The 23,332-nt window shown below is 72.8% G+C and carries 24 protein-coding genes; 15 read left to right on the plus strand and 9 right to left on the minus strand.

The window, feature by feature from the left end; genetic code table 11:
• Nucleotides 1-98 precede the first annotated feature (98 nt).
• Complete coding sequence (locus tag HNR23_RS08255) at nt 99-1,175, plus strand: ABC transporter ATP-binding protein (protein WP_246421647.1); 1,077 nt, start codon at nt 99-101, stop codon at nt 1,173-1,175.
• 132 nt (nt 1,176-1,307) lie between these two features.
• Here HNR23_RS08255 and HNR23_RS08260 read toward each other — a convergent pair whose 3' ends face one another.
• Nucleotides 1,308-2,081 carry a metallophosphoesterase gene (locus HNR23_RS08260; RefSeq protein ID WP_184074829.1) on the minus strand — a complete coding sequence of 258 codons (774 nt, stop codon included), beginning with the start codon at nt 2,079-2,081 and terminating at the stop codon, nt 1,308-1,310.
• Between the two features lie 247 nt (nt 2,082-2,328).
• Here HNR23_RS08260 and HNR23_RS08265 point away from each other — a divergent pair, with 247 nt between their 5' ends.
• Together HNR23_RS08265 and HNR23_RS08270 are read left to right on the plus strand one after the other, a co-directional pair.
• A complete protein-coding gene (locus tag HNR23_RS08265) occupies nt 2,329-2,826 on the plus strand; it encodes a GNAT family N-acetyltransferase (protein WP_343070477.1) in 498 nt (165 codons plus the stop codon).
• Nucleotides 2,827-2,994: 168 nt separating this feature from the next.
• The gene (locus HNR23_RS08270; RefSeq protein WP_246421649.1) at nt 2,995-3,666 is read left to right on the plus strand and encodes an alpha/beta fold hydrolase; all 672 of its coding nucleotides are present in this window, start codon (nt 2,995-2,997) and stop codon (nt 3,664-3,666) included.
• A 24-nt stretch (nt 3,667-3,690) separates the two neighbouring features.
• Here the strand turns inward: HNR23_RS08270 and HNR23_RS08275 are convergent, their stop codons facing one another.
• Entirely contained in the window at nt 3,691-4,467 is a 777-nt protein-coding gene (locus HNR23_RS08275) for a nucleotidyltransferase domain-containing protein (RefSeq protein ID WP_184074831.1), read from the minus strand.
• 55 nt (nt 4,468-4,522) lie between these two features.
• Between HNR23_RS08275 and HNR23_RS08280 the strand changes: the two genes are divergently transcribed.
• Both HNR23_RS08280 and HNR23_RS08285 read left to right on the plus strand, forming a co-directional pair.
• On the plus strand, nt 4,523-5,290 hold the full coding sequence (locus HNR23_RS08280) for a HipA family kinase (RefSeq protein ID WP_184074832.1): 768 nt from the start codon (nt 4,523-4,525) through the stop codon (nt 5,288-5,290).
• Entirely contained in the window at nt 5,287-5,667 is a 381-nt protein-coding gene (locus HNR23_RS08285) for a DUF3037 domain-containing protein (RefSeq protein WP_184074833.1), read from the plus strand. Before HNR23_RS08280 ends, HNR23_RS08285 begins: the two co-directional genes overlap by 4 nt.
• Before the next feature lie 79 nt (nt 5,668-5,746).
• Here the strand turns inward: HNR23_RS08285 and HNR23_RS08290 are convergent, their stop codons facing one another.
• Nucleotides 5,747-6,700, minus strand: coding sequence for a DUF2332 domain-containing protein (locus tag HNR23_RS08290; RefSeq protein ID WP_184074834.1), 954 nt, complete (start codon nt 6,698-6,700; stop codon nt 5,747-5,749).
• 162 nt (nt 6,701-6,862) lie between these two features.
• Entirely contained in the window at nt 6,863-7,924 is a 1,062-nt protein-coding gene (locus HNR23_RS08295; RefSeq protein ID WP_184074835.1) for a M14 family zinc carboxypeptidase, read from the minus strand.
• A 245-nt stretch (nt 7,925-8,169) separates the two neighbouring features.
• Here HNR23_RS08295 and HNR23_RS08300 point away from each other — a divergent pair, with 245 nt between their 5' ends.
• Nucleotides 8,170-10,167, plus strand: a complete 1,998-nt coding sequence (locus HNR23_RS08300) for an AMP-dependent synthetase/ligase (protein WP_184074836.1) — start codon at nt 8,170-8,172, stop codon at nt 10,165-10,167.
• Between the two features lie 94 nt (nt 10,168-10,261).
• Here the strand turns inward: HNR23_RS08300 and HNR23_RS08305 are convergent, their stop codons facing one another.
• Nucleotides 10,262-10,909 (minus strand): LuxR C-terminal-related transcriptional regulator, encoded by a 648-nt coding sequence (locus HNR23_RS08305; RefSeq protein ID WP_184074837.1) that lies wholly within the window; start codon nt 10,907-10,909, stop codon nt 10,262-10,264.
• Nucleotides 10,861-12,135, minus strand: coding sequence for a sensor histidine kinase (locus tag HNR23_RS08310; protein ID WP_184074838.1), 1,275 nt, complete (start codon nt 12,133-12,135; stop codon nt 10,861-10,863). The genes HNR23_RS08305 and HNR23_RS08310 overlap by 49 nt, the downstream gene beginning before the upstream one ends.
• A 316-nt stretch (nt 12,136-12,451) precedes the next feature.
• Between HNR23_RS08310 and HNR23_RS08315 the strand changes: the two genes are divergently transcribed.
• The 5 genes from HNR23_RS08315 (at nt 12,452) to HNR23_RS27430 (ending at nt 17,476) form a co-directional block, all read left to right on the plus strand.
• Nucleotides 12,452-13,708, plus strand: coding sequence for an extracellular solute-binding protein (locus tag HNR23_RS08315; protein ID WP_184074839.1), 1,257 nt, complete (start codon nt 12,452-12,454; stop codon nt 13,706-13,708).
• Nucleotides 13,709-13,716: 8 nt separating this feature from the next.
• The gene (locus tag HNR23_RS08320) at nt 13,717-14,727 is read left to right on the plus strand and encodes a carbohydrate ABC transporter permease (protein WP_184074840.1); all 1,011 of its coding nucleotides are present in this window, start codon (nt 13,717-13,719) and stop codon (nt 14,725-14,727) included.
• Nucleotides 14,721-15,611 carry a sugar ABC transporter permease gene (locus HNR23_RS08325; protein ID WP_184074841.1) on the plus strand — a complete coding sequence of 297 codons (891 nt, stop codon included), beginning with the start codon at nt 14,721-14,723 and terminating at the stop codon, nt 15,609-15,611. The genes HNR23_RS08320 and HNR23_RS08325 overlap by 7 nt, the downstream gene beginning before the upstream one ends.
• Before the next feature lie 70 nt (nt 15,612-15,681).
• Nucleotides 15,682-15,915: an SDR family NAD(P)-dependent oxidoreductase gene (locus HNR23_RS27425; RefSeq protein ID WP_343070479.1), complete on the plus strand. Its 234-nt coding sequence runs from the start codon at nt 15,682-15,684 to the stop codon at nt 15,913-15,915.
• Nucleotides 15,884-17,476 (plus strand): SDR family NAD(P)-dependent oxidoreductase, encoded by a 1,593-nt coding sequence (locus tag HNR23_RS27430; protein ID WP_343070480.1) that lies wholly within the window; start codon nt 15,884-15,886, stop codon nt 17,474-17,476. Before HNR23_RS27425 ends, HNR23_RS27430 begins: the two co-directional genes overlap by 32 nt.
• 25 nt (nt 17,477-17,501) lie before the next feature.
• On the opposite strand, the gene HNR23_RS08340 is transcribed toward HNR23_RS27430, so the two are convergent.
• The gene (locus tag HNR23_RS08340; RefSeq protein ID WP_184074843.1) at nt 17,502-18,485 is read right to left on the minus strand and encodes a hypothetical protein; all 984 of its coding nucleotides are present in this window, start codon (nt 18,483-18,485) and stop codon (nt 17,502-17,504) included.
• Between the two features lie 862 nt (nt 18,486-19,347).
• Nucleotides 19,348-19,650: a hypothetical protein gene (locus HNR23_RS08345; protein WP_184074844.1), complete on the minus strand. Its 303-nt coding sequence runs from the start codon at nt 19,648-19,650 to the stop codon at nt 19,348-19,350.
• A gap of 273 nt (nt 19,651-19,923) precedes the next feature.
• Between HNR23_RS08345 and HNR23_RS08350 the strand changes: the two genes are divergently transcribed.
• The 3 genes from HNR23_RS08350 (at nt 19,924) to def (ending at nt 21,713) form a co-directional block, all read left to right on the plus strand.
• Nucleotides 19,924-20,367: an SMI1/KNR4 family protein gene (locus HNR23_RS08350; protein ID WP_184080089.1), complete on the plus strand. Its 444-nt coding sequence runs from the start codon at nt 19,924-19,926 to the stop codon at nt 20,365-20,367.
• A gap of 55 nt (nt 20,368-20,422) precedes the next feature.
• Nucleotides 20,423-20,836: a RidA family protein gene (locus HNR23_RS08355; RefSeq protein ID WP_184074845.1), complete on the plus strand. Its 414-nt coding sequence runs from the start codon at nt 20,423-20,425 to the stop codon at nt 20,834-20,836.
• Between the two features lie 211 nt (nt 20,837-21,047).
• Nucleotides 21,048-21,713, plus strand: coding sequence for a peptide deformylase (def, locus tag HNR23_RS08360; RefSeq protein ID WP_184074846.1), 666 nt, complete (start codon nt 21,048-21,050; stop codon nt 21,711-21,713).
• Between the two features lie 47 nt (nt 21,714-21,760).
• Here def and HNR23_RS08365 read toward each other — a convergent pair whose 3' ends face one another.
• Nucleotides 21,761-22,384 carry a TetR/AcrR family transcriptional regulator gene (locus HNR23_RS08365; RefSeq protein ID WP_184074847.1) on the minus strand — a complete coding sequence of 208 codons (624 nt, stop codon included), beginning with the start codon at nt 22,382-22,384 and terminating at the stop codon, nt 21,761-21,763.
• A gap of 496 nt (nt 22,385-22,880) precedes the next feature.
• Between HNR23_RS08365 and HNR23_RS08370 the strand changes: the two genes are divergently transcribed.
• Nucleotides 22,881-23,327 (plus strand): Uma2 family endonuclease, encoded by a 447-nt coding sequence (locus HNR23_RS08370; RefSeq protein ID WP_343070481.1) that lies wholly within the window; start codon nt 22,881-22,883, stop codon nt 23,325-23,327.
• Nucleotides 23,328-23,332: the final 5 nt, after the last annotated feature.

Raw genomic sequence — 23,332 nt, forward strand, 5'->3', positions numbered from 1 at the left:
GCGTAGCGAGTGAGGAGTCTGAGCCCGGAGAAGGCGCGGGCGAGGGCGAGCGAGTGAGCGGAAGCGTGTCCACGCGATCCATGAGTAGAGAAGAGACGATGATGACGACGGCTGCGGACGCGTCCGAGCGCGCGGGTGTGCGGGGCGTTCCGGTCGAGCTGAAGGGGCTGGTGCGCGCGTTCTCCGGGGTGCGTGCGCTGGACGGCTTCGACCTGAGTATGGCGCCGGGGGAGCTGGTCGCCCTGCTGGGCCCCTCCGGCTGCGGTAAGACCACGGCCATGCGGGTGCTCGCCGGGCTGGAGCGCGCGGACGCCGGGTCGGTGCACGTGGGCGGCCAGGACATCACCCACCTGCCTGCCAACCGGCGCGACATGGGCATGGTGTTCCAGGCCTACAGCCTGTTCCCGAACATGACCGCGGTGGACAACGTGGCCTTCGGCCTGCGCCTGCGCGGGCGTGGGACGCGGCAGCGCCGGGCACGCGCGGGCGAGCTACTGGAGCTGGTCGGTCTGTCCGCCCACGCGTCGCGCTACCCGCACCAGCTGTCGGGGGGCCAGCAGCAGCGTGTGGCGATCGCCCGCGCGCTGGCCATCGAGCCGCGGGTTCTGCTCCTCGACGAGCCGCTGTCAGCGCTGGACGCGAAGGTCCGTGCGCAGCTGCGCGACGAGATCCGGCGCATTCAGCTGGAGGTGGGCACGACGACCCTGTTCGTCACCCACGACCAGGAGGAGGCGCTGGCGATGGCGGACCGCGTCGGCGTGATGCGGGCCGGGCGCCTGGAGCAGATCGCCGACCCGGCCACCATCTACGCACGGCCGGCCACCGAGTTCGTCGCCGACTTCGTCGGGCTGACCAACCGGGTGCCGGGCCGTGCGGCCGACGGCCAGGCCGAGGTGCTGGGTGGCCGCGTTCCGCTGCTGGAGGGCTCGGTCACGGGGGAGGAGGTCGCCGTGCTGCTACGGCCCGAGGCCCTGGAGGTCGCCGTCGATGAGACGGCGGCGGCGCGGGTGGTGGCGTCGAGCTTCCTCGGCTCGCTGGCCCGGGTGCAGGTGCGGTTGGGCGACGGACGGCTGGTGGTGGCGCAGATCGCCGGCGCGCAGATCGCCGACCTCACTCCGGGGACGCCCGTGGCGGTGACGCCCCGTCCGGTCCCGGCCCTGACCGCCGCATCGTAGGGATCTACGATGTAAAGGCGGTGGTGGGTCGGCGCGCGACCGGCCGAGACCGGAGATCGCGCGGCTACGCCGCACGCCTCCCCTGGCCCCCTCGCCCCCGACAGTGCGGGCCGATCGGAATCGCGCGGGGGATCACACCAGCGTGCGGAAGTGCGTGATCAATCGCCTGTCCCCGTCGAGCAGGTGGAACGCCAGCCCCGGCGGGGCGCTGTGGTCGGTTCGCCCCGTGCCGCCGTCGCCGACCTCCCACGGAAGACGCAGCGTGGAGTTGACGCCGACCGCGCCGACCTGCGGTCGACCGGCGAAGGTGGTGGCCACCGCCGCGTGCGTGTGGCCGACGAGCACCGCCACCACATCGGGGAACCGCTCGATCACGGCGGCCAGCGGGGCCGGGTCGCGCAGCCCCATGTCGTCGATGCCTGGGTGTCCGAGCGTCGCCGGGGGGTGGTGGAGGGCGAGCAGGACGGGCGTCCCCGGTCGCTCGGACGACAGTTGCCCGTAGAGCCAGTCGATGTCCGCCTCGCCCAGCTCACCGTGGGGTTCACCGGGAACGGTGGCGTCGAGGAGCACGAACGTCGCGCCGCCCACCCGGCGGACATGATGCAGCGGCGCACCGGCGCGGTCGGGAAAGGCCAGATCGGCGCGGGGGAGGAGCGGTGACTCCCGCATCGCGTCGCGGTCGTCGTGGTTGCCCGGGCACATGAGTACCGGCACCGGTTGGTCGACCAGCTTCGCCGCCTGCGTGTACTCCTCGGGCCTGCCGCGGTCGGCCACGTCGCCGGTCAGCAGGATCGCGTCCACGGGGCGGGTCAGCGCCGCCAGATGGTCCATGACCCGGCCGAACCGCTGGCGGCTGCGCTCGGTGGCTGCGATGTGAGGGTCGCTGACGTGGGCGATGACGAACATGGCGCGCTCCTTCGGGGTGGGGAAGGCCCAGGCGTGCCGCGGTCGCGGACGTCACGGCCGACGATAGCCACGCGGCGGCCGTGATGTGGTGCGGTTTCCGGGATCGCCGTCCGCGTTGCCGACCGCCGCAGGGGTGTGTGGGAGCGTGGGGCGTATGTCGATTTCTTCGCCGGGGAAGGGCGCCAGGTGTGGTCGTGTGCCGAGTCGGGTGGCGGTCTCTCCTGCCACGCCGGAGGATGCCGTGGCCGTGGGGGAGGTGCACGCGGCGGCGTGGCGCGTGGCCTACCGCGGGTTGTTCTCCGCGGAGCACCTCGAAGCGATGGCCCGTTTGCGGCAGGACAAGTGGGGGCCGTTGATCGCACGGTTGGGGGAGGCGGACGACGTGCTCCTGGTGGCCCGGGTCGATGCCAGGCCCCGGGCGTTCTGCTACGCCGGGCCGTCGCCCGCACGTCCAGGGGCGGCCGAGATCTTCGCGTTCTACAGCCACCCTGAGGCGTGGGGGAGCGGTGTGGCCGGGGCGCTGATGGACGCGGTGCTCGCGCGGCTGTCCGGCCCAGGGGGGCGGCACGTCCATGTCTGGACGCTGCGCGACACGCCGCAGTCCCGCCGGTTCTATGCCAAGTGCGGGTTCCGCCCGTCGGGCGCTCATGGGCGCCGGGCCATGGGGGACGGGCGCCACCATGAGCAGGTCGAGTACGAGTGCTTCGTTCCGCCCGGCCCGGGGGGCGGAAGCAGCGAGGAGTAGAACAGGACACCACGACAGTTTTCCGGCGTCGGCGCAGTGGTGTCGTCCTTCCATCCTTATGAATCTACGCTGTAAAGGTGGCGGTGTCGGTAAAGAACCGCAACTACGCCACAATAAATGGAGCGGCTACGCCGCACCCCTCTCCTCCAGCGCGCGAAGGGCGGTCGCATGGCCCAGGAAGAAACCTGGCATCTCGGGAGAAACGGCCCATGGCTGGTGGTCTCCGGTGAGACGCGCCACCCGCGGGCAGCCGTCCTCCTCATCCACGGTGGCGACGTCACCGACACCGCGGCCACCACCCCCTGGGAGCCCGCGGTGCTGCGCATGATCCCGTTCGCCTGGGCGCTGCGCCGCGCCTGGGCCGACTCGGGGCTTCTCGTCGCCCGCCTCCGGCTGCGCGTGCGCGGCTGGAACGGCGCCGATGCCGATGCTCTCGCCGACACCCGGCGGGCGCTGGAGGAGATCGAGCGCCGCCGCGGTCCGGTCCCGGTGGTCACCACCGGGCACTCCATGGGCGGGCGTGCGGTGCTCCAGGCGGCCGACGCTCCGCACGTACGCGGAGTCCTGGGGCTGGCGCCCTGGATCGTCGACGGCGACCCGGTGGAGCCGCTGGGCGGCCGCCACCTGCTCATCGCCCACGCCGACTTCGACATCAACACCAGCCCGGCCGCCTCTCGCGCCTATGTCGGCCGTGCGCGCGGGGTCGCGGCCAGTGCCGACTTCGTCCCCGTCCATCTGGACTCCCACCCCATGGTGCGGATGGGCAGGTGGAACGAGCTCACCGTGGCCTTCACCGGCCGTGTCCTCGGATGGGTCGGCGCGCGCACGGCGGTCGGCTGACCCGCGCGGTTCCGGGCCGCGCGATCACTCGCCCGGCCGCTTCTGTGCTTGTTCCACCGCTTCGCCGAGCAGGCGCACGGCCGCGTCCACGGCGTCGGTGAGCGTGGCCGGGTCCGGGCCGGGGCGGATCTCGTCGATTCCGCGCAGCCCGGCGAGGTCGAGCAGCCGCTTCTCGTTGGTCACCCAGATCCCCCGGGCGGCCGCGACCGCGTGGGCGGCCTGTGCGGCGGCCGTGGCGACGGCTCCGGCGGTCTCCGTGGCGTGTCCGCGTTCGGCGTGGGCCTTGCGGGCGTAGGCGAGGGTCAGTTCGGCCTGGCCCCACCACCGTGCGGGTGCCGAGCGGCGCAGCGCCTCGGGGTAGGAGGTGCGGGGGAGTTCACCATAAAGGACCTTGTTGATCGCGAGTTCGGCGACGACCAGGTAGGTGGGGATCCCGGCGAGGTGGAAGGCGAGCTGTTCGACGTCGAAGCGGCCCTTCTCGGCCTCGGCGATGCGGTGTTCGACGTCGTCGAGGTCGCGGTAGTGCACGTCGATGTGGCGGCCGTCGTAGGTGATCCAGGCGCCGCCGTTGAAGACGCCGCCGCCCCATTCGCCGATGTCGAAGACCTGGCCGTCCCAGCCGAGGGCGCGCAGGTGGTCGGGGTCGAATTCGCCGCGGTAGTAGATGGCGAAGTCGAAGTCGCTGTCGGGGGTGTGGGTGCCGGTGGCGCGCGACCCGCCGAGGGTGACGGCGTGGACGCCGGGGAGGTCGGCCAGTGCGGTGGTGATCTCGTGGGTGAGGCGGTCGTCACTGAGGCGCATGTGCGTAATGTACCCGTGCGTGGTTCTGCGGGGTGGGGTGGTCGGTGGCGGCCGTATGCTGAGCGGCGTGCTGAGAGAGGTTTCCGCGACGCGGTATGTGTTGCCGCTGCGCGAAGGGGGATCGTTGCCCGGGTTGGTCGAGGCTGATGACCTGGGCATGTACGTGGTGAAGTTCCTGGGCGCGGGGCAGGGGCGCAAGACGCTGGTCGCCGAGGTGGTCTCGGGTGAGCTGGGTCGTGCGCTGGGGTTGCCGGTGCCGGAGCTGGTGGTGGTGGACTTCGATGCGGTGATCGGGCGGGGCGAGCCGGATCCGGAGGTTCAGGAGCTGCTGAAGGCCAGCGGCGGACTGAACCTGGGGATGGATTTTCTGCCGGGGTCGCTGGGGTTCGATCCGGTGGCGTTCGAGGTGGACTCCGGGTTCGCCGGGCGGGTGCTGTGGTTCGATGCGCTGGTGGGCAATGTCGACCGGACGTGGCGCAATCCGAACATGCTGGTGTGGCATGGGGCGCCGTACCTGATCGACCACGGGGCGACGTTGATCTTCCAGCACAACTGGCGGGGGTCGTCCGGTGCGGTGGCGCGGGCGTATGACGCGTCGGACCATGTGCTGTTGTCGGCGGGGCCGGATCTGGCGGCGGCGGATGCGGAGTTGGCGCCGTTGGTGACGGAGGAGCTGCTGTGGGAGGTGGTCGCGCTGGTGCCGGATGAGTGGCTGGTCGATGAGCCGGGGTTCGGTTCGGTGCGGGAGGTGCGCGCGGCGTTCGTGGAGCACGTGCTGGCGCGGGTGGCCGGTCGGGGTTGGCTGCCGGAGGTGGGCCGGTGACGCGGGAGGTGTTCGAGTACGCGCTGGTGCGCGTGGTTCCGCGGTTGGAGCGGGGCGAGCAGGTGAATGCGGGGGTGATCGTGTACTGCCAGGCGCGGGGGTTCCTGGCGGCGCGGTGGGCGTTGGATGAGGCGCGGTTGTCGGCGTTGGATCCCGGGGTGGATCTGGTCGGGGTGCGGCGTGCGTTGGAGGCCGTGGAGGCGGTGTGCCGGGGTGGTGGTGCCGCGGGTGCGGCCGGTGGTGAGTCGGCGGGTCGGCGGTTTCGCTGGGTGACGGCGCCGCGGAGCACGATCGTGCAGCCGGGGCCGATTCATACGGGGTTGACGGAGGATCCGGAGGGGGAGTTGGAGCGGTTGTTGGATCGCCTGGTGCGCTGAGTTCGGCGCGGTGGTGCGGTGGGGTCGTCCCCGGTGGCCGGTTGCGGCTGCCGGGGTTTTTCGTGTTCTCGGGGGTGGGTCAGGTGAACCAGTGGGCGGCGCCGGTGTGGGGGTCGGTGTAGGCGAGGGGGCGCTCGTTGTGGGTGAGGAGGAGGGTGTGGCCGGGGCGGGGGTCGGGTTCGGGCGGGGTGGTGTGGGAGAGGGCGTCGGGGGGTTCTTGGGCGATCCAGTGGACGTCGAGGGTGCGGATGTGGTGGGCGATGCGGTGGCGTTCCTCGGCGGTGAGGTAGGTGAGGACGAGGGAGTGGAAGACGACGACGGTGGTGTGGGCGGGGGCGGTGGCGAGGGCGTCGGGGAGGCGTTGGAGGAGGTCGCCTTGGATGAGGTGGGGTGGGTCGGTGCGGGCGATGGTGATGGCGGCGTCGAGGCGTCGGGTGCGTTGGTGGTGTTCGGGCCAGATGAGGCTGTGGAGCCAGCGGGTGTCGTCGGGGTCGTTGATGTCGAGGGGGTTGAGGTCGATTCCGGTGCGCTGGGCGATGTCGAGGCGGGGGTGGGTGGGTGGGGTGGCGCCGGTGGCGGGTGCGGTGATGCGGAGGGGTGAGTGGGGGTCGCCGGTGGTGGGGCCGTCGGTGTCGTAGGCGTAGCGGTCGGGGTAGAGGCAGAGGCCGGCGGAGGCTCCGAGTTCGATGAGGGTGAGGGGTTGGGGGAGTGCGGTGAGGAGGGGGTGGAGGGGGGCGCAGCGGGCGGGTTCGTTGGTTTGGGTGCGGCGGTGCTGCATGAGGGGGGCGATGCGGTGCCAGTTGTCGAGGAGGGTGCGGCGGAGGTGGGGGAAGTCGGTGGGTGTGCCGGTGAGGTGGCGGGTGGCGGCGAAGAGGAGGTTGGGCTGGTGGCAGCGCGGGGGGAGGGTGTTGATGAGGGCGAGGAGGGTGGGGTCGCCGGCGATGCCGTGGGCGAGTTCGGTGTAGAGGGGGGAGGTGGTGGCTTCGTGGGTGGCGAAGTGGCGGTAGCGGGTGGCGATGTCGGCGGTGGTCATGGTGTGGGCCGTTTCCGGGGCAGGGGGCGGCTGCTGTGCGGTGCGGGGTGGTGGTACCCGGTGCGTGGCGGGTGGTAAACGAGTGGCTGGTGTTGGGGCGTGGTGTGGCGGCCCGCGGGTCCCGGGTGTGGGGGTCGGCGGGCCGCTTTCGTGTGTCGGGGGTTAGTCGAGGGTGTCGGTGTGGTCGGGGGTGGGGGTGCGTTCGTGGGTGGGGATGGGGGCGCCGCGTGGGGGGATGCGGTCGGCGCGGGCGGGGTCGATTCGGGTGAGGGAGGTGTCGGCGGTGCGTTGGGCGATGGCGGTCATGGCGGCGAGTGCGGAGCGGATTTGGCGTTGTTCGGCGTGGGGGCCGATGTTGCTGAGTTCGATGAGGATGCTGCCGCTGCCGTGGAGGCCGTAGGCGTTGCGGGCGATGCCGGGGTAGTCGCCGCCGGGGTAGGTGCTGACGTTGTTGGCGGGGTGGTGGGTGGTGATGGCGTGGGCGGCGGCGACGGTGGCTTGGCGGGAGAGGTCGGTGGCGGGGGTGGTGACGTCGGGGTGGGTGGGCCACATGACGGAGGCGGTGATTTCGCGTCCGTGGTGGTCGGTGTAGCGGCCTTGCATGTGGTAGTCGACGACGAGGTCGGGGGTGGTGGCGGCGTAGGTGCGTTGGATGGCGGCGGCTTCGGGGACGGGGTTGTGGTCGGGGTGGAGGTTGGGGTGGTGGTAGCGGTTGGGGTCGTAGCCTTTGCCTTTTCGTCCGTGTTCGGGGTCGGCGTGGGGGTCGTGGTTGTAGCGGGAGTTGTTCTCGTGGCCGTCGGGGTTGGCGCGGACGATGATGTCGACGGTGATGCGGGAGCGGAGCCAGTGGTGCCAGGGGGTGGTGCCGAGGCCGGTGTGGCGGAGGAATTCGAGGGCGGCGGGGGTGCCGAGGGGTTCGTTGCCGTGTTGCTGGGTGATGTAGAGGAGGCGGCGGGGGCCGGTGCCGACGGTGGCGTGGTAGATGGGGCGGTTCTGGTTGGTGCGGCCGATTTCGGTGATGCGGATGCGGCCGTTGCTGTGGTCGTGGAGTTGGTGGAGGCGGTGGGTGAGTTCGGCGGTGCTGGGGCGGGGGTCGATGTGGTGGCCGGTTGTGGCCGGTGCGGGGGGTGGGGTGTGGGCGTGGGCGGGTGTGGTGAGGGCGGCGGGGGTGGCGGCGATGGTGAGTGCGGTGAGGAGTGTGGCGAGTTTCGCTGTGGGGGTCATGGGGGGTCAGTGTGCCGGGGCGGGGGCGGTGGCTCAAGTATCGCGGGGGTGGTGTCGTGGGGCCGTGGTGTGGGGGTTGGGTGTGGTGGTGCAGGTCCGGGGGGTGTGGGGGGAGTTGCCGTCGGGTGTGCGGACCGTGCACAGTAGGGCTCGTTCAGGAGACGTTCGACGTTCGTCGGTTTTTCGACGTTGGCAGATAGGGCGGCGGCCGGGTGGCTGTGCCTGTGGGTGGAGGAGTAGCCGTCATGCGGCAGTCGCGCTCGGATGGGGTGGCGCAGGGCCCGCGCTTCGATGTGCTGGGGGATATCGCTTATCAGCGTGCCAATACGGAGGCGCGGGCGCGGGTGTTCGCGCGTCGGGGTGCGGAGGGCGGTTGGGAGCATGTGTCGGCGGGTGAGTTCCTCAGTGAGGTGACGTCGCTGGCGAAGGGTCTGATCGCGGCGGGTGTGGGTGCCGGGGATCGGATCGTGGTGGTGTGCGGTGCCCGGTATGAGTGGGCGCTGGTGGTGTTCGCGGCGTGGGTGGTGCGGGCGGTGGTGGTGCCGGTTCCGTCGTCGGCGTCGGCGGAGCGGGTGCGGCACGTGTTGCGGGATTGCGGTCCGGCGGCTGTGGTGTTGGAGGACGGGCGGCATGCGGGGACGGTTGCGGGGATTTCGGCGGAGTTGACGGAGCTGGCGCGGACGTGGCGGTTGGATGAGGGGGGTTTGGAGGCGATCGCGCGTCCGGGTGCGTATATGGATCCGACGGCGGTGCGGTTCCGGCGGGAGGAGTCGCGTCGGGAGGATGCGGCGGTGGTGGCGTATCCGGTGGGGCGTGTGGTGCGGGCCCGTGGTGTGGTGTTGACGCATGGGAATGTGTTGGCGGCTGCTGAGGGTGTGGTGCGGCGGTTGGGGCCGGCGTTGGCGGAGGTGGAGGAGGGGCGTGCTGCGGCGTTGTTGCAGCTTCCTCCGTCGGATGTGCATGGTCTTGCGGCTGTGGTGGCGTGTTTGGTGGGCCGGGTGCGGGTGGGTCTGCTGCCGTTGGGGTCGGGGTGGTTGGGTGCGGTGCGGGAGTTCCGGCCCAGTGTGGTGGTGTGTACGCCGCGGTTGTTGGAGGAGGTGCATGCGGTTGAGCGGGGGCGTGCGCGGGAGACGAGTTGGGACAGTCTGAACGCGTATGACGCGGCGACGGATCTGGCGGTGGATTTCGATCGTGCGGAGCGTCGGGGTGCCTGGAAGCGGGTGTCGATGGCGATGTACGACTGGATGTATGCGCGGATTCGGGAGGCGTTGGGTGGGCGGGTGCGGGTGGTGGTGTGTGGTGGGTGGCCGCTGGGTGAGCGGTTGGACCGGTTTTACAGCGGTGCGGGGATGCCGGTGTTTCAGGCGTTCGGGGTTGCGGAGTCGGCTGGGGCGTTCGTGGTGAATGCTCCGGGTGAGCGGCGTGCGGGGGCGCAGGGGCGGCCGTTGCCGGGTGTGGAGGTGCGGTTGTCGCGTGAGGGGGAGTTGCATGTGCGCGGTGAGGGTGTGTTCGGGGGGTATTGGGGTGATGAGGCGGCGAGTCGTGCGGCGTTTCGGGATGGGTGGTTGGCGACGGGGTTCGTCGGTGAGATGGATGCGGAGGGGTATGTGCGGGTGACGGGTCGGTTGCGGGCGCAGGCGACGTTGGAGGAGCCGTTGGCGCCTCCGTTGCCGCGGCCGTGGGCGCCGCGTGGCGGTGGGGTGGTGTCGCCGGGGGCGGCGGGTGCGGTGTCCGGTGGGCGGTCCGGTGGTGCGGTGGTGTCGTCGCGGGTGGGGGAGCGCGGGGAGCCGGTGCCGTCGGGTGCTGTTCCGGTTGTGGCCGCTGGTGGTGCGGGGGTGGCGCCGGCGGACCAGGTGGTGGCGTTGGAGCAGCGGTTGCGGGCGCATCCGCTGGTCAGCCAGGTGATGCTGATCGGGCGGGGGCGGCCGTATGTGAGTGCGCTGATCACGTTGGTGCGGGATCAGTTGGAGTATTGGCGGTTGGTGAACAACCGGCCGTTGTCGATGGCGCCGGAGGAGATCGCGGCGGATCCGGATCTGTTGAAGGAGATCCAGGCGATCGTGCATGAGGCCAACGGGACGGTGCCGCCGGGGTTGGCGGTGCGGGCGTTCCACGTGTTGGCGGAGGAGTTCACGCCGCAGAGCGGGTTGGTTCTGGCGTCGGGTGAGTTGCGGCGTGATGCGGTGTTGCGGGCGTTCGCCGAGGAGATCGACGGGTTGTACCGGAGTCCGGAGGCGGGCTGAGGGTGGTGTGGCGGTAGCGCGTCGGCGGTCCGGTGCCGGTGCGGGGCTGTGGGGCGGGCGCGGGTGTGCGTCCGCCCCTTTCGTGTGTGGGGGGTCAGGCGTTGTTGAGGTAGGCGAGGACGGCGAGGACGCGGCGGCTGTCGTCGGTGGAGGGGGGGAGGTCGAGTTTGGTGAAGATGTTGTTGATGTGTTTGCTGACGGCTTTTTCGGTGATGAAGAGGCGTTGGGCGATGGCGGAGTTGGAGCGGCCTTCGGCCATTTCTCCGAGGACTTCGCGTTCGCGGGGGGTGAGGGCGGCGAGGGGGCCGGCTTCGCTGTGTTTGGCGAGGAGTTGGGAGATGACGGCGGGGTCCATGGCGGTTCCGCCGGCGGCGACGCGGCGGATGGCGTCGATGAATTGGCCGATGTCGAAGACGCGGTCTTTGAGCATGTAGCCGACGGCTCCTCCGTCGTCGGAGAGGAGTTCTCGGGCGTAGAGCTGTTCGACGTGCTGGGAGAGCACGAGGATGGGGAGGCCGGGGACCTGGCGTCTGGCTTCGATGGCGGCCTGGAGTCCTTCGTCGGTGAAGGTGGGGGGCAGGCGGACGTCGACGACGCCGACGTCGGGGCGGTGCTCCAGGAGGGCTTTGAGGAGGTCGGGTCCGTTGTCGACGGCGGCGACGACCTCGAAGTCGTGGGCTTGTAGCAGCCGGATCAGTCCATCGCGGAGGAGGGCGAGGTCTTCGGCGATGACAACACGCACGGGAGCTCCATTGTGACGATTGTCGGCCCGCCTGCCGGGCTGACAATGCTTATCGTGCCATCGAATGCTCCGAGCCTGCGCCTGATGCCTTGGAGGCCGGTGCCTTTGGTGAGGTCGGCGCCGCCTTTGCCGTCGTCGCCGACGAGGAGGACGAGGCGGTCGCCGCCGTGGTTGATGCGGACCCAGGCGCGGGTGGCGTCGGCGTGTTTGGCGGCGTTGGTGAGGATTTCGGCGATGGCGAAGTAGGCGGCGGATTCGACGGGGGCGGCGAGGCGGCCGGGGAGGTCGATGTCGACGTCGATGGGCAGGTGCTGGGTGACGGCGAGGGCGCGGACGGCGCCGTCGAGTCCGCGTTCGACGAGGACGGGGGGGTGGATGCCGCGGACGAGGTCGCGGAGTTCGGTGAGGGCTTGGCGGGTGGCGTCGCGGGCTTCGGTGAGGAGTTGTTGGGCGGTGTGGGGGTCGCGGGCGAGCATTTGTTCGGCCATGCCGAGGCTCATGCCGAGGGCGACGAGGCGGGCTTGGGCGCCGTCGTGGAGGTCGCGTTCGATGCGGCGGACTTCGGAGGCTTGGGCGTCGATGGTTTCGGCGCGTGAGGTGGCGAGGTGGGCGACGCGTTCGGCGAGGCGGGTTTTTTCGTTGGGGGCGAGGAGCCAGCGGTTGAGGTGGGCGTAGCCGGTGACGCTGATGGGGGTGATGACCCAGTAGACGAGGATGAGGAGGAGGGCGGGCAGGAGGGTGATGAGGGCGCCGGTCTGGTCGGTGGGGGGGATGAGGCCGTAGTAGGTGGGGTCGTCGCGCCAGAGGAGGGTGCTGTAGAGGGTGAGGTGGGCGGCTTGGGCGATGAGCATGGCGGGCAGGGCGGCGATGACGGCGCCGAAGAGGCCGTTGACGAGGAGCCAGGTGAGGTCGCGCCAGGTGGTGGGGTCGGTGAGGATGGCGCCGGCGCGGTGGGAGATGCCGGTGGGGGGGAGTGGGTGGTAGGGGGTGGGGATGGGTCCGTCGGGGAGGAAGTGGCCGAGCATGGTGCGGTGGGTGTCGGCGTGGCCGCGGATGAGGGGGGTGAGCAGGACGATGAGGGGGAGGCCGACCCAGAGGAGGGAGAGGACGGTGGCCAGGGCGTAGAGGGTGAGGAGGAGGAGCCCGGTGGCGGCGTGGGCGACGAACAGCAGTGACCAGGCCAGCAGGTTGGTGCGGCTGGCGCGCTGGTAGTCGATGCCGGCCATGTGGGGTCCTTCCTGGGTGTGGGCGGTGTGGGGGGTGGTGGGTGTTCTGCCTTCATTGTGGCGGAGGGGGGTGGGGCGTGCAGGGGTGTCAGCTCCCCTTTGCGGCGGGTCAGAGGGGGTGGGTGGCGGTAACGGTTTGGTTTTGGGTTGTGGCCGGTGGGGTGGTTTCGGTGCTGGTGGGGGGTGGGGTGGGGCGACCGGGGGTTTGCAAGAGGGTTTCAGTTTCTGAAATTTCTTGCTAAGTTCTGCGCAATCGTTCCGCCGCGGGGGACACGGCGGCGGCGAGCCCCCCACGCGCACCCCAAGGAGACCCCCCATGCGGCTGGCCCCCATCGCCGCGGCGGCCCTCGGCCTGGCACTGGCCCTGCCCGCCTGCGGCACCGGCGCCCCGGCCCCCGAGGCCACCGGCGAGATCACGTTCTGGGACACCTCGGACGCCACCACCGAAGCCCCCGCGGTGCGGCGGCTCATCGACGAGTTCAACGCCGCCCACCCCGACTACACCGTCCACTACGAGAACGTGCCGTTCGCCGACGCGCAGGACACCTTCAAGACCGCCGCCCAGTCCGGGGACGGCGCCCCCGACGTGCTGCGCGCCGACGTGGGCTGGGTCGCCGAGCTGGCCGCGCTGGGCTACCTGGCCCCGCTGGACGGCACCCCCGCCCTGGAGGATCCCGACGACTTCCTTCCCACGCCCTATTCCAGCACCCGGTACGAGGGCGCGACCTATGCGGTCCCCCAGGTCACCGATGCCCTGGGGCTGCTGTACAACACCGAGCTGCTGGCCGAGGCCGGGCACACCGAGCCGCCGGCGACCATGGCCGACCTCAAGCGGGCGGCGCTGGACGTGGGCGAGAGGACGGACGCCGACGGGCTGTACCTGAACGCCGCCGACGGGTTCTTCCTGCTGCCGCACTACTACGCCCACGGCGGCGACCTGCTCGACACCGAGGCGCAGCGGATCACCGTCAACGACGGGGCCGGGGTGGCCGCACTGGAGGAGGTCCTCGACCTCATCGAATCGGGGGCCGCGGCGCGCCCCGCCCTCACCGACACCTACGCCACCATGCAGACCGCCTTCAAGGAGGGCGATGTGGCGATGATCTTCAACGGCCCCTGGGCCATGGGCGACCTGCGCGCCGGCTCCGCCTTCGCCGAGGACCCGGCCAACCTCGGGGTCGCGCCGGTGCCCGCCGGGCCCGGCGGGCAGGGGAGCCCCACCGGCGGCCACGACTACGCGGTCTATGCGGGGTCGGGGGAGGCGGAGGCCGCCCACGCGTTCATCCGGTTCATGGCCTCGGCCGACACCCAGGCCGCGTTGAGCGAGGAGCTGGGGCTGCTGCCGACCCGCGCCTCGGTCTACGAGCGCGAGGAGGTCGCCTCCCACCCCACGGTGCGCGACTTCGCCCCGGTGGTGGAGACGGCCCGGCCGGGGGTGTGGATCCCCGAGGGCGGCACGCTGTTCGAGCCCTTCACCAAGCAGCTGCCGGCGGCGGTGTCGGGGTCGGCCACCGCCCAGGAGGCGCTGGACGGCGTGGCCGCCGACTACCGGGCCGCCCTGGGGTGGGACTGAGCCCGGCGATGGCGACCACCCTTTCCCCCGCCCCCGGCGCGCCGCCGCGCCTGCGCCCCGGCCGGGGCGGCGGCGGTGCGCGGGCGGCCGCGGGCCGGCTGCGCCGCGCGGCCTCCCGCCACTTCTACGCCTGGCTGCTGGTGGCGCCGGTGGCCGCGGTCACCGCGGTGCTCATCGGCGTCCCGTTCGCCCGCGGGCTGTACCTGTCGCTGACCGATGCCACCGAGGCCACCGTGGGGCGCACGGTGGGCGCCGACGAGATCCCCGCGGCCTACGACGTCGTGGGCGCCGGGAACTACCTGGCGATCCTCTCCGGGGAGGTCGGCGAGTTCTGGCCGCGGCTGGCCTGGACGGTGGTGTGGACGGTGGTGTGTGTGGCCTGCCACTACGGGCTGGGCCTGGGGCTGGCGCTGCTGCTGCAGCGGCCGGTGCGGGGCCGGGCCGCCTACCGGGTGGCGATGGTGCTGCCCTGGGCGGTGCCGCCGTTCGTCACCGCGTTCACCTGGCGGTTCCTGTTCAACCAGGACTACGGGGTGTTCAACGCCGCCCTGGGTGCGGTGGGGCTGCCGGCGGTGCCGTGGCTCAACGACCCGTTCACGGCCAAGGTCGCCGTCATCGTCGTTAACGTGTGGATGGGGGTGCCGTTCATGATGCTGGCGCTGCTGGGCGGCCTGCAGTCCATCCCCCGCGAGCACTACGAGGCGGCGCGGGTGGACGGCGCCTCGGCCTGGCAGCGGTTCGTGCACATCACCCTGCCGGGGCTGCGGCCCGTCAGCGCGCCGGTGGTGCTGCTGGGCACCATCTGGACCTTCAACCAGTTCCCGGTGATCTACCTGGTCACCGGCGGCGGGCCGGGGGACAGCACCGAGCTGCTGGTGACCTACGCCTACCGGATGGCGTTCTCGGGCATCCGCGACTACGGCGGTTCGGCCGCCTACGGGATGCTCATCCTCGTCCTGCTGGCGGCCATGGCCCTGGTCTACCAGCGGGCCTTTCGGCGCGGAGGCGGCGCATGGTGAGCGCGGAGCACACGACCACCCCTGCGGTGCGCGGCCGCCGGCGGCGTGCCGGGCCTCGGACGCGCCCGCGTGCGGCGTCGCTGGCTCTGCACGGCGTGCTGCTGTGCGCCTCGGGCGCGGCGGTGCTGCCCGTGGTGTGGATCGTGCTGACCTCCCTGAAGCCCCGCGGGGCCTGGCAGAGCACCCGCATCGAGCTGTTCCACGACCCCTCCCCGGCCAACTACGTCCAGGTGCTGGGCTCCACCTCGTTTCTGACCTGGTTCGCCAACTCCCTCGTCGTGGCGGGCGGCACCACCGCCCTGGCGCTGCTGCTGGCCGCGACCACCGGGTATGCGCTGAGCCGGTTCCGGTTCCCCGGCATGCGCCCGCTGCTGTGGACCCTGCTGGTGACCCAGATGTTCCCGGTGGCCATCCTCATCGTGCCGCTGTACAACGTGCTGTCCGGGCTGGGCCTGATCAACACCCACCTGGGGCTCACCCTCACCTACCTGACCATCGCCGTCCCGTTCTCCGCGTGGATGCTGCGCGGCACCTTCGACACCATCCCCGTGGAGATCGACGAGGCGGGCCGGGTGGACGGGCTCAGCCCGCTGGGCACCTTCTGGCGGCTGGTGCTGCCGCTGGCCCGGCCCGGGCTGGCCGTGGTCGCGTTCTACGCCTTCATCACCGCCTGGGGCGAGGTGGCCTATGCCACCGCGTTCCTCACCACCGACGCGACCGCCACCCTGGCGGTGGGGCTGGGCCAGTTCGTCGGCCAGCAGAAGGCCGAGTGGGGCATGCTCAGTGCGGCCTCCGTCCTCATCGCCGCGCCCGCCACGGTGGTGTTCCTGCTGGTCCAGCGCCACCTGGTGGCGGGGCTGGCCGCGGGCAGCGGCAAGTCGTGACGCGCCGTCCCCGCGCGGGGGCGGCGCGCCAGGATGCCGGTCGGCGACCCCCGACCCGCAGGGAGCACCCATGGCCCAGCACCACGCCGCGCAGTCGGCCCGGCCCCCGCGGCCCGTGGCCGCGGTCACCGGCGCGGGCAGCGGCATCGGCCGCGCGGTCGCGCTGCGCCTGGCCGCCGACGGCTACGCCGTCGTGCTGGCCGGGCGCCGCCGGGCGCCGCCGGGCGCGGCTGGAGGAGACCGCCCGGGCCGCGGGGCCGCGGGCCGCCACCTTGGCGGTGAGTGTCGACGTCGCCGGCCCTGAGGCGGTGCGCTGCCTGTTCGCGCAGGTCAAGGACGCCTACGGGCGGTGTGATGTGCTGTTCGGCAACGCCGGGGCGATGCCGGAGCCCGCGCCCGTCCACGAGGTCGGCGACGCGGTGTGGCGCCAGGCGGTGGACGTCAACCTCTCCGGTGCGTTCTGGTGCGCACGCGAGGCCTTCGCCCTGATGAGGGAGCAGGACCCCCAGGGCGGGCGCATCATCGACAACGGGTCGGTCGCCGCGCAGGTGCCGCGCCCCCACGCGGTCGCCTACACCGCCACCAAGCACGCGGTGACCGGGCTGACCAAGGCGCTGGGCCTGGACGGGCGCCGCTACGGCATCGCCTGCGGCCAGATCGACATCGGGTATCGCGGCGGGCACCCTGCAGGCCGACGGCACCCGCGCCCCCGAGCCCGTCTTCGACGCCGCGCACGCCGCCGCCACCGTCGCGCAGATGGCCGCGCTGCCCCTGGACGCCAACATCCCCTTCGTCACCCTGACGGCCACCGCCATGCCCTACCTCGGGCGGGGCCGACCCCGCACCGTGCGGGGCGTTCTCACCGTCCTCTCAGCCAGGCGCTCCACCCTGGGCCCATGGACACCACCACCGGCCCCGCAGCACCCGATGCGCCCGCGCGGGCGCGCGCACGCCGCCGCGGCAGGCGGCGCGCCGCGCCGCGGCGCCGCCGGGTCGCGGCCGCCCTGGGGGCGGCGGCGCTGGCGGCGGCCGCGGTGCTGCTCGGCCACCGGGCGGTCCCCGAGCCGCTGGGCACCTACCTGGACACCGGCCTGCCCTGGTCGGGCGCGCCCATCGCGGTGCTGGGCGCCCTGGCCGTGGCGGTGCGCTCGCCGGCCGCCACCTGTACCGCCCTGGCCGCCGCGCTCACCTGGGCGGGGGTGTTCGGCCCCGCCTACCTGCCCGCGGCCGGGGCGTCCGCGCCCCCCGACCTCCGGGTGGCCTCGGTCAACCTGCGGGCGGGCAACCCCGATGCGTGCGCCGCCCTGCGGCAGCTGGCCGAGGGCGGTGCCGACGTCATCGCCGCCCAGGAGGTGACCGGGTCGGCCGCGCCGTGCGCCACCGGGCTGGGCCAGTGGGCCGGGGCCGGGACGGTGGGGGTGTGGAGCCGGTTCCCGGTCACCTCCAGCACCCCTGTCGACGTGGGCATGGGCTGGACGCGGGCGCTGCGTGTGCAGATCGCCACGCCCCGGGGGCCGGTCGTGGTCTACACCGCTCACCTGGCGTCCTTCCGGCCCGGGGCGACCGCGCGGCGCAACGCCTCGCTGGAGCGCCTGGCCCGGGCCGCCACCGCGGAGCGGGCGGCGCGCGTCGTCGTCCTGGGCGACCTCAACACCGCCGCGACCGACCGGCGTATGGGCGCATTCGCCGGCTTCACCGACGCCCGCGAGGCGGCCGGCGGCGGGCTGGGGTTCACCTGGCCGTCGGCGGCACCGGTGGTGCGGCTGGACCACGTCCTGGCGCGGGGCCTGGAACCGGTGGGCGCGGGCGTGGCGGCGGTGCCCGGCAGCGACCACCGGGCCGCCACCGCCGCCTTCGCCCTGTGACGCGCCCCGGGGGGGTGCGCGGGGGTCAGGGCCAGCGCATGTCGGTGGCGTTGGGGAGCGAGGACACGCGCGTGGCGGGGTCGGCGTTGAGGGCGTCGCGCAGCTGGGTCCAGGCCGCGTGGGGGGTGTTGTCGGTGCGGGTGCACCCGCCGCGCTGCCGGCAGGCGGTGTGCTGGGACAGGGCGCCGGCGAAGCGGACCTGGCCGTGCCCGCTGCTCGCCCCCCAGGCGCTGATGCGGGCCCACTGGCGGGCCTGGATGCCGTCGGTGCGGTAGATCTGCGGGATCGCCCGCATGGTGGGTGAGGCGCCGCTGGCCACGTAGTGCACGTCGGCCAGCGTCCAGCCGTTGTTGCAGCGCACCGATGTGCCGGAGGTGGGGCAGCCGTCGGCGGAGTTGCCGGTGTAGAGGGTGCGGTCGGCCGCCTGGGTGAACGCGCGCACCCAGGCGCGTGCCCAGGACGGCGAGGACCAGGAGGGTTCGGCGTCCACGGCGCCGACGACGGTGACGGCCGGGGTGCCGGCCGAGGCCGCCGCGGAGTTGACGACGCGGGCCCAGGAGCGGCCTGCGTCGGCGCCGCCGAGGCCGGCGTCGTCCTTGTTGTTGACGCCCAGGGCGAGGGTGGCGGTGGCGGAGGCGGTGCGGCAGGAGGTGAAGCCCTGGGCCCAGGCCGCGGCGGCGTCGATGGCGCGGGTCTCGGCTACGCGCGCGGCGGTGGTGGCGCGGGTGGTGCCGGGTGGGCGCAGGCGGGCGCCGGGCTCCTGGGTGCCGACGAAGAGGATGCGCACGCCGCTGCGGCCCGACCGGCCTTCGTCGCACCCGGCGGCGCGGGCGGCGGTGGTGTCGGCTGCGGCGCCGGTGAGGGGCACGTAGCGGCTGACGGTGGGGCCGGGGTAGGAGGGGGCGGCGGCCGGTTCTGCGGCGACGGTGCCCAGGGCGAGTGTGGCGGCGGTGGCGATGCTGGTGGACAGTCGGGTCAGTGCGGGGCGGGCGGTCGGAATGACGGGCATTTCAGGGTCCCTTCCCGGCGGCGCGTGCGGTTGTTGGGAGGGGGATGTGTCCCCCCATTAAGCCGCAGGTGGGGGCGTCCGGGAGGGAACGCGGCGTGTCCGGGCGGTTCTGCCGTAAGACGGGGTGAAGTGGTTTTTAGCAGGTCAATGGGGGTGTTGGGGGATCGGGCGGGCGGGTGTCGGGGATGGGGGCGGGGCCGGTCCGGGCTGACCTGCGGGAACGGGCACCGCCGCGGGGGCGGGGGTGGACGGGTGCTCGCCGGCGGCGCCGGGGGTGCTGCCGGCGGGGCGGGTGCGGGCCCGGCCGCCGCGCCCTGAGGCTGCGGCGGGCATCGGCCCGCACGCCGGGTGTGGAGGGGGACGGGAGCGTCGGACCGGGGCGGGTCGGTCCGGAGCCGCCGACCCGGTATTCCAGGGTTCCCGTTCGCGTACCCGGGGGCCGGGCGGTGTCGTCGGTGGCCGGGCGGTGTTCCCGGCTCCGCCTCCGCTCCCGCGGTCGTGATGGGACGCGATGGGGTGCGGCGGGCACCGTCGGGTGGGGCCCGCGGTCAGGTCCGGGGGCGGTGGGGCGGCGCCGGGAACGCCGACGGGCCCCGCCGGGTTCGGCGGGGCCCGTCGCTGCTGCGTGGTGGGGCCGGTGCGGCGGTCGCCTCACGGCGTAGGGCACAACGCGGCTCCGACGACCGCCCGCCCACCGGGGTGGGAACCGGGCGCGGTATTCCGCGAAGGCAATGGTTGGAGCCCGGGGGACACTTAGACCGCACCGACCCGCACCCCCTCCAACAGGGGGTGCCGTGGTGATATTCCGCGCCGCCGGATCTTTTTCGGCCGGCCGCCGCTGCCCCGGTGCCCGGGGGCGGTGTCAGTGGCAGTCCCAGTGGCCGTCGTGCCGGGCGTGGCGGTGGCCGTCGTGGGCGTAGTCGGTGTGGTCGCCGTGGGGGACGGCCACGTGCCCGCACCCGTGCCCGTGCTCGTGGGTGTGGGCCTCGTGGGCGCGGTGTGCCGCCGGTTCGCACTCGTCGGTGTGGTCGCCGTGGGGTCGGTGCAGGTGGCCGTCGTGGGCGTAGTCGGTGTGGCCGTCGTGGGGGACGGCCACGTGCCCGCACCCCTCGCCGTGGGTGTGCGGGTGGTCGGTGTGGGTCGGGTGGTCGCCGGTGATGGACATGGCGGTTGGCCTTCCGGGTCGGTGTGGGTCCGGCTGTGCGCGGAGGCGGGCCGGGCGCGGGTCTACATCTGCGACTGTGGCGCCCCCAGGCGTGCCCGTGCTGCCGGTGAAACAGGTTTTGACCTGGAGTTTCACCGATGATTGAGGGGGGTTGGCCCGGTGGTCGGGGGTGCTGGTCGGGGCATAGCGCCCACACGTGCGCATGTGGTGAATTCGCGGGCCGATTCGCCCGACTCGCCGCCGCCGGTTTCCCGTGCCTTGCCACGACCTGTGATGATTCCCTATGTGTGGCGTGAACTGATCGTGGACTTGTATCCCGAGGCGGATTTGCCCGGACCGGCCGACGAGGCGATGCTGGCCGAGGTGGAGAAGGCGCTGGTGCTGCCGATGCCCTTCGAGCTGGGTTCCCTGCTGCGCGAGTGCGACGGGGTGCACAACGCCTACGGCGATGCGATCGTGTGGCCGGTGGATCGGCTGGTCGAGGACAACCTCGCCATGCGCGCCGAACCCGACTACCTGGAGCTCTACGCCCCCTTCGACGAGATGATCTTCTTCGGGGACAGCGACATGGGCCCCCAGTTCGCCTACGTGCACACCGATTACGGGCCCGGCATCGTGGTGTGGGACCACGAGACCGACCGGCGGCGGCTGGCCGCGGTGTCGCTGCGCGACTACCTGGTGCGGTGCCTGACCCAGGGCAACGGATGGCACCGCTAGCCGCTGTGGGTGGCGGAAGAAAACCCCTGGCCCCCGCGCACCGCCGCCGCCTAGCATGCGCCGGGTGAACGACCGCATCGAACTCATCCGCAACGACGATCTCACCGACACCGTCGACTACGCCTGTGCCGCCGCCGTGACCGCCCCGCCGCGCACCATCTTCACCGCGGGCGCCTGCCCCCTGGACGCCGAGGGCGCCACGGTGGGTGCGGGCGACTACGCCGCCCAGGCCCACCAGGTGATGCGCAACCTGCGCACCGCCCTGCGGGGCGCCGGCGCCGACCTCACCGACGTCGTCAAGTCCACCGTGTATGTGGCCTCTGGCCGGCAGGAGGACCTGGTGGCCGCCTGGGAGGTGGTGCGGGGCCACTTCGGGGACCACGACGCCCCCAGCACGCTGCTCGGGGTGGCCGTGCTGGGCTATGACGACCAGCTCGTGGAGGTCGAGGCGGTGGCCGTGGCGCGCTGAGCCCCGGGCCCGGGGCGGGCGCCGAGGCGCCCCCGGGCTGTTCCGGGTCGTGCCCCGGGGCGGGGAGAATGGGGGTACCGGGCGGGGGCGGTGGGTGCCGCGGGACCGCACATGACCGGCCCGGTAGGCACTTTCGTGCTATTTTGCGAAGGTCGCGCTGCCGCGGGGGCGCGCCGAGAACCGTCCGGGACCGGAAAAGAGCAGATCAGGCATGTCCGAGCAGTCCATCGACACGCGGGTGCGCGTGCAAGGCGAACCGGTCGACACCTTCCCCGACATGGCGCCCGAGGCCGCCCGGGGCACGGTCCTGCGGGTCACCGTCGTCGGCGAGGACGTGCTGCACCGGCGCAACAAGGACGTCGACCCGGCGCAGTTCGGCACGCCGGAGCTGTCGCAGCTGATCGACGACATGTTCCTGACGATGTACGCCGCCGAGGGCGTGGGGCTGGCCGGCAACCAGGTCGGCCGGGACCTGCGGGTCTTCGTCTACGACTGCCCCGACGACGAGGGCGTGCGCCATGTGGGCCACGTCATCAACCCGGTGCTCGACGAGCGCGACCCCGACCGGACCCCGCTGGTGGTGGAGAACGAGGGGTGCCTGTCGGTGCCCGGCCCGCACGCCGAGCTCGCCCGCGCCGAGCACGCCGTGGTCCGCGGCTTCGACAAGGACGGCCGCCCGGTGGTGCTGGAGGGCACGGGCTACTTCGCCCGCTGCCTGCAGCACGAGACCGACCACACCCTGGGCCGCCTCTACATCGACCGCCTGGCCGCACGCGCCCGCAAGAAGGTCCTCAAGCAGATGAGCGAGATGGCCAACGACGTCTTCGCCCGACGCGAGGCCAGGGCCGCCGAGCTCACCGAGGCGCCCTCGTCCTGACCTGCGGCGGGCGCCCCCTGGGCGGCGGGGACACCGCGCCCCGGCGCCTACCGGCCGGTGGCCAGTTCGAACAGCTCGACCAGTTCGACGCCGTAGGCCCCCATGTCGGCTTCGGGGTGCAGCACCCACGTGGCCAGGGCGCCGGTCAGCGCCCGGTTGACGGTGGCCGCCACCACCTGCGGGTCGAAGTCGCGGAACTCGCCGTCGCGCTGGCCCTGGCGCAGGATCTCCACCAGTTCCCGGGTGATCGCGTCGTCGGCGCCCAGGGAGGCGAAGCGCAGCGTGCCGTCCTCCCGGCGGTGGCTGCCGACGATGGTCATCACCGCGATGGAGCGCATCCGGTGCGCGCGCATGTAGTCCAGGGTCGCCCTGATGTAGGCGCCCAGCCGGGCGCGGGCACCGGCCTCGGCGGCCAGCCGGGGCGCGATGAACGCCCACATCCCGGTGGAGATCTCGCCGACGACCTGGTCGAGCAGGTCGTCCTTGCCGTCGAAGTAGTAGGAGATGACGCTCTTGCTGATCCCGGCGCTGTGCGCGATGCGGGCCAGTGACGCCTGCGCGTAGCCGACCCTGGCCACGGTCGTGATCGCGGCGTCGACGATCTGGGCCCGCCGGGCCTCCTCGATGATCGACTGGGGCCTGCGTGGGTGGGGACTGCTCTGGGGCCGCATGGCGTGACGCTACGGTTCGCGCGGCGCCGGGGCAAGGCCTGCGGTGGCCGATGCGGAGGGCGGCCGGACTCCCGGCCCACTGGCCGTTCCGTCTTGTCCTGGATATCCGAAGTGCAACACGCCGAGTCAGGCCAATTTCTGCATTCAAAAGGCCAGTTGCGCCGCCCCTGCCAAGCCGGGTGGCGCCAGTGGCTGTCTCTCTAGGGAGAGCCGCACGTCCAATCGCCCGAGGGGCAGGTCCGGCGCGCGCGACGCTCCGGCACCGAGGGCCGACCAGCCCCGCGGACACCGCGGCAGGCGCCGACCCACTGCCTTCTACCCCGCCCCGGCCGCACGCAACCGTGCGCACGGTACGGCCCGGCTGCGTGCGGGCGGCCCCGCCGGCGGGGCCGGGAAGAGCGCCAGGACTCCCTGCGGATCCGTCCAGGCGTGTATACGCTGAGGCCATGACTGCCGAGCCGCTTCCCGAATCCGTCGAGCGCGTCCCCGAGCAGAAGTGGCGCAGCCGGGTGATCGGCCTGTTCTGCCAGGAGCTGGATCGGCAGGCCCCGGACCACCTGCGAGCGGACCGGGAGATGGCGGTGCGGCTGGGCAGCGGCAGGTCCCGGAGCCGGACGTCGTCAACGTCTCCACGCAGGCATACGACCGCGAGGAGCCGTCGACCTCCTATGCCGCCGATGGCGTCCTGCTCGTGGTCGAAGCGGTGTCCGCGGAGTCGCAGGTGCGCGACCGCGAGACCAAGCCGATGACGTACGCCAAGGCGGGCATCCAGCACTACCGGCGGATCGAGCCGGACGGCCGGCGGGCCGTCGCCTACCTCGATGAGCTCGACCCCGCGACGTCCACCTTGGGGCTCGCGGGCATCCACCGCGACCGGCTGACGACCTCGGTTCCCTCCCCGGTCGACATCGACCTGACCGCCGTGGGCCAGCGGCGCAGGTGAGCCCG

This window comes from Nocardiopsis mwathae (genome assembly GCF_014201195.1).
GTDB classification, from domain to species: Bacteria; Actinomycetota; Actinomycetes; order Streptosporangiales; family Streptosporangiaceae; genus Nocardiopsis_C; species Nocardiopsis_C mwathae.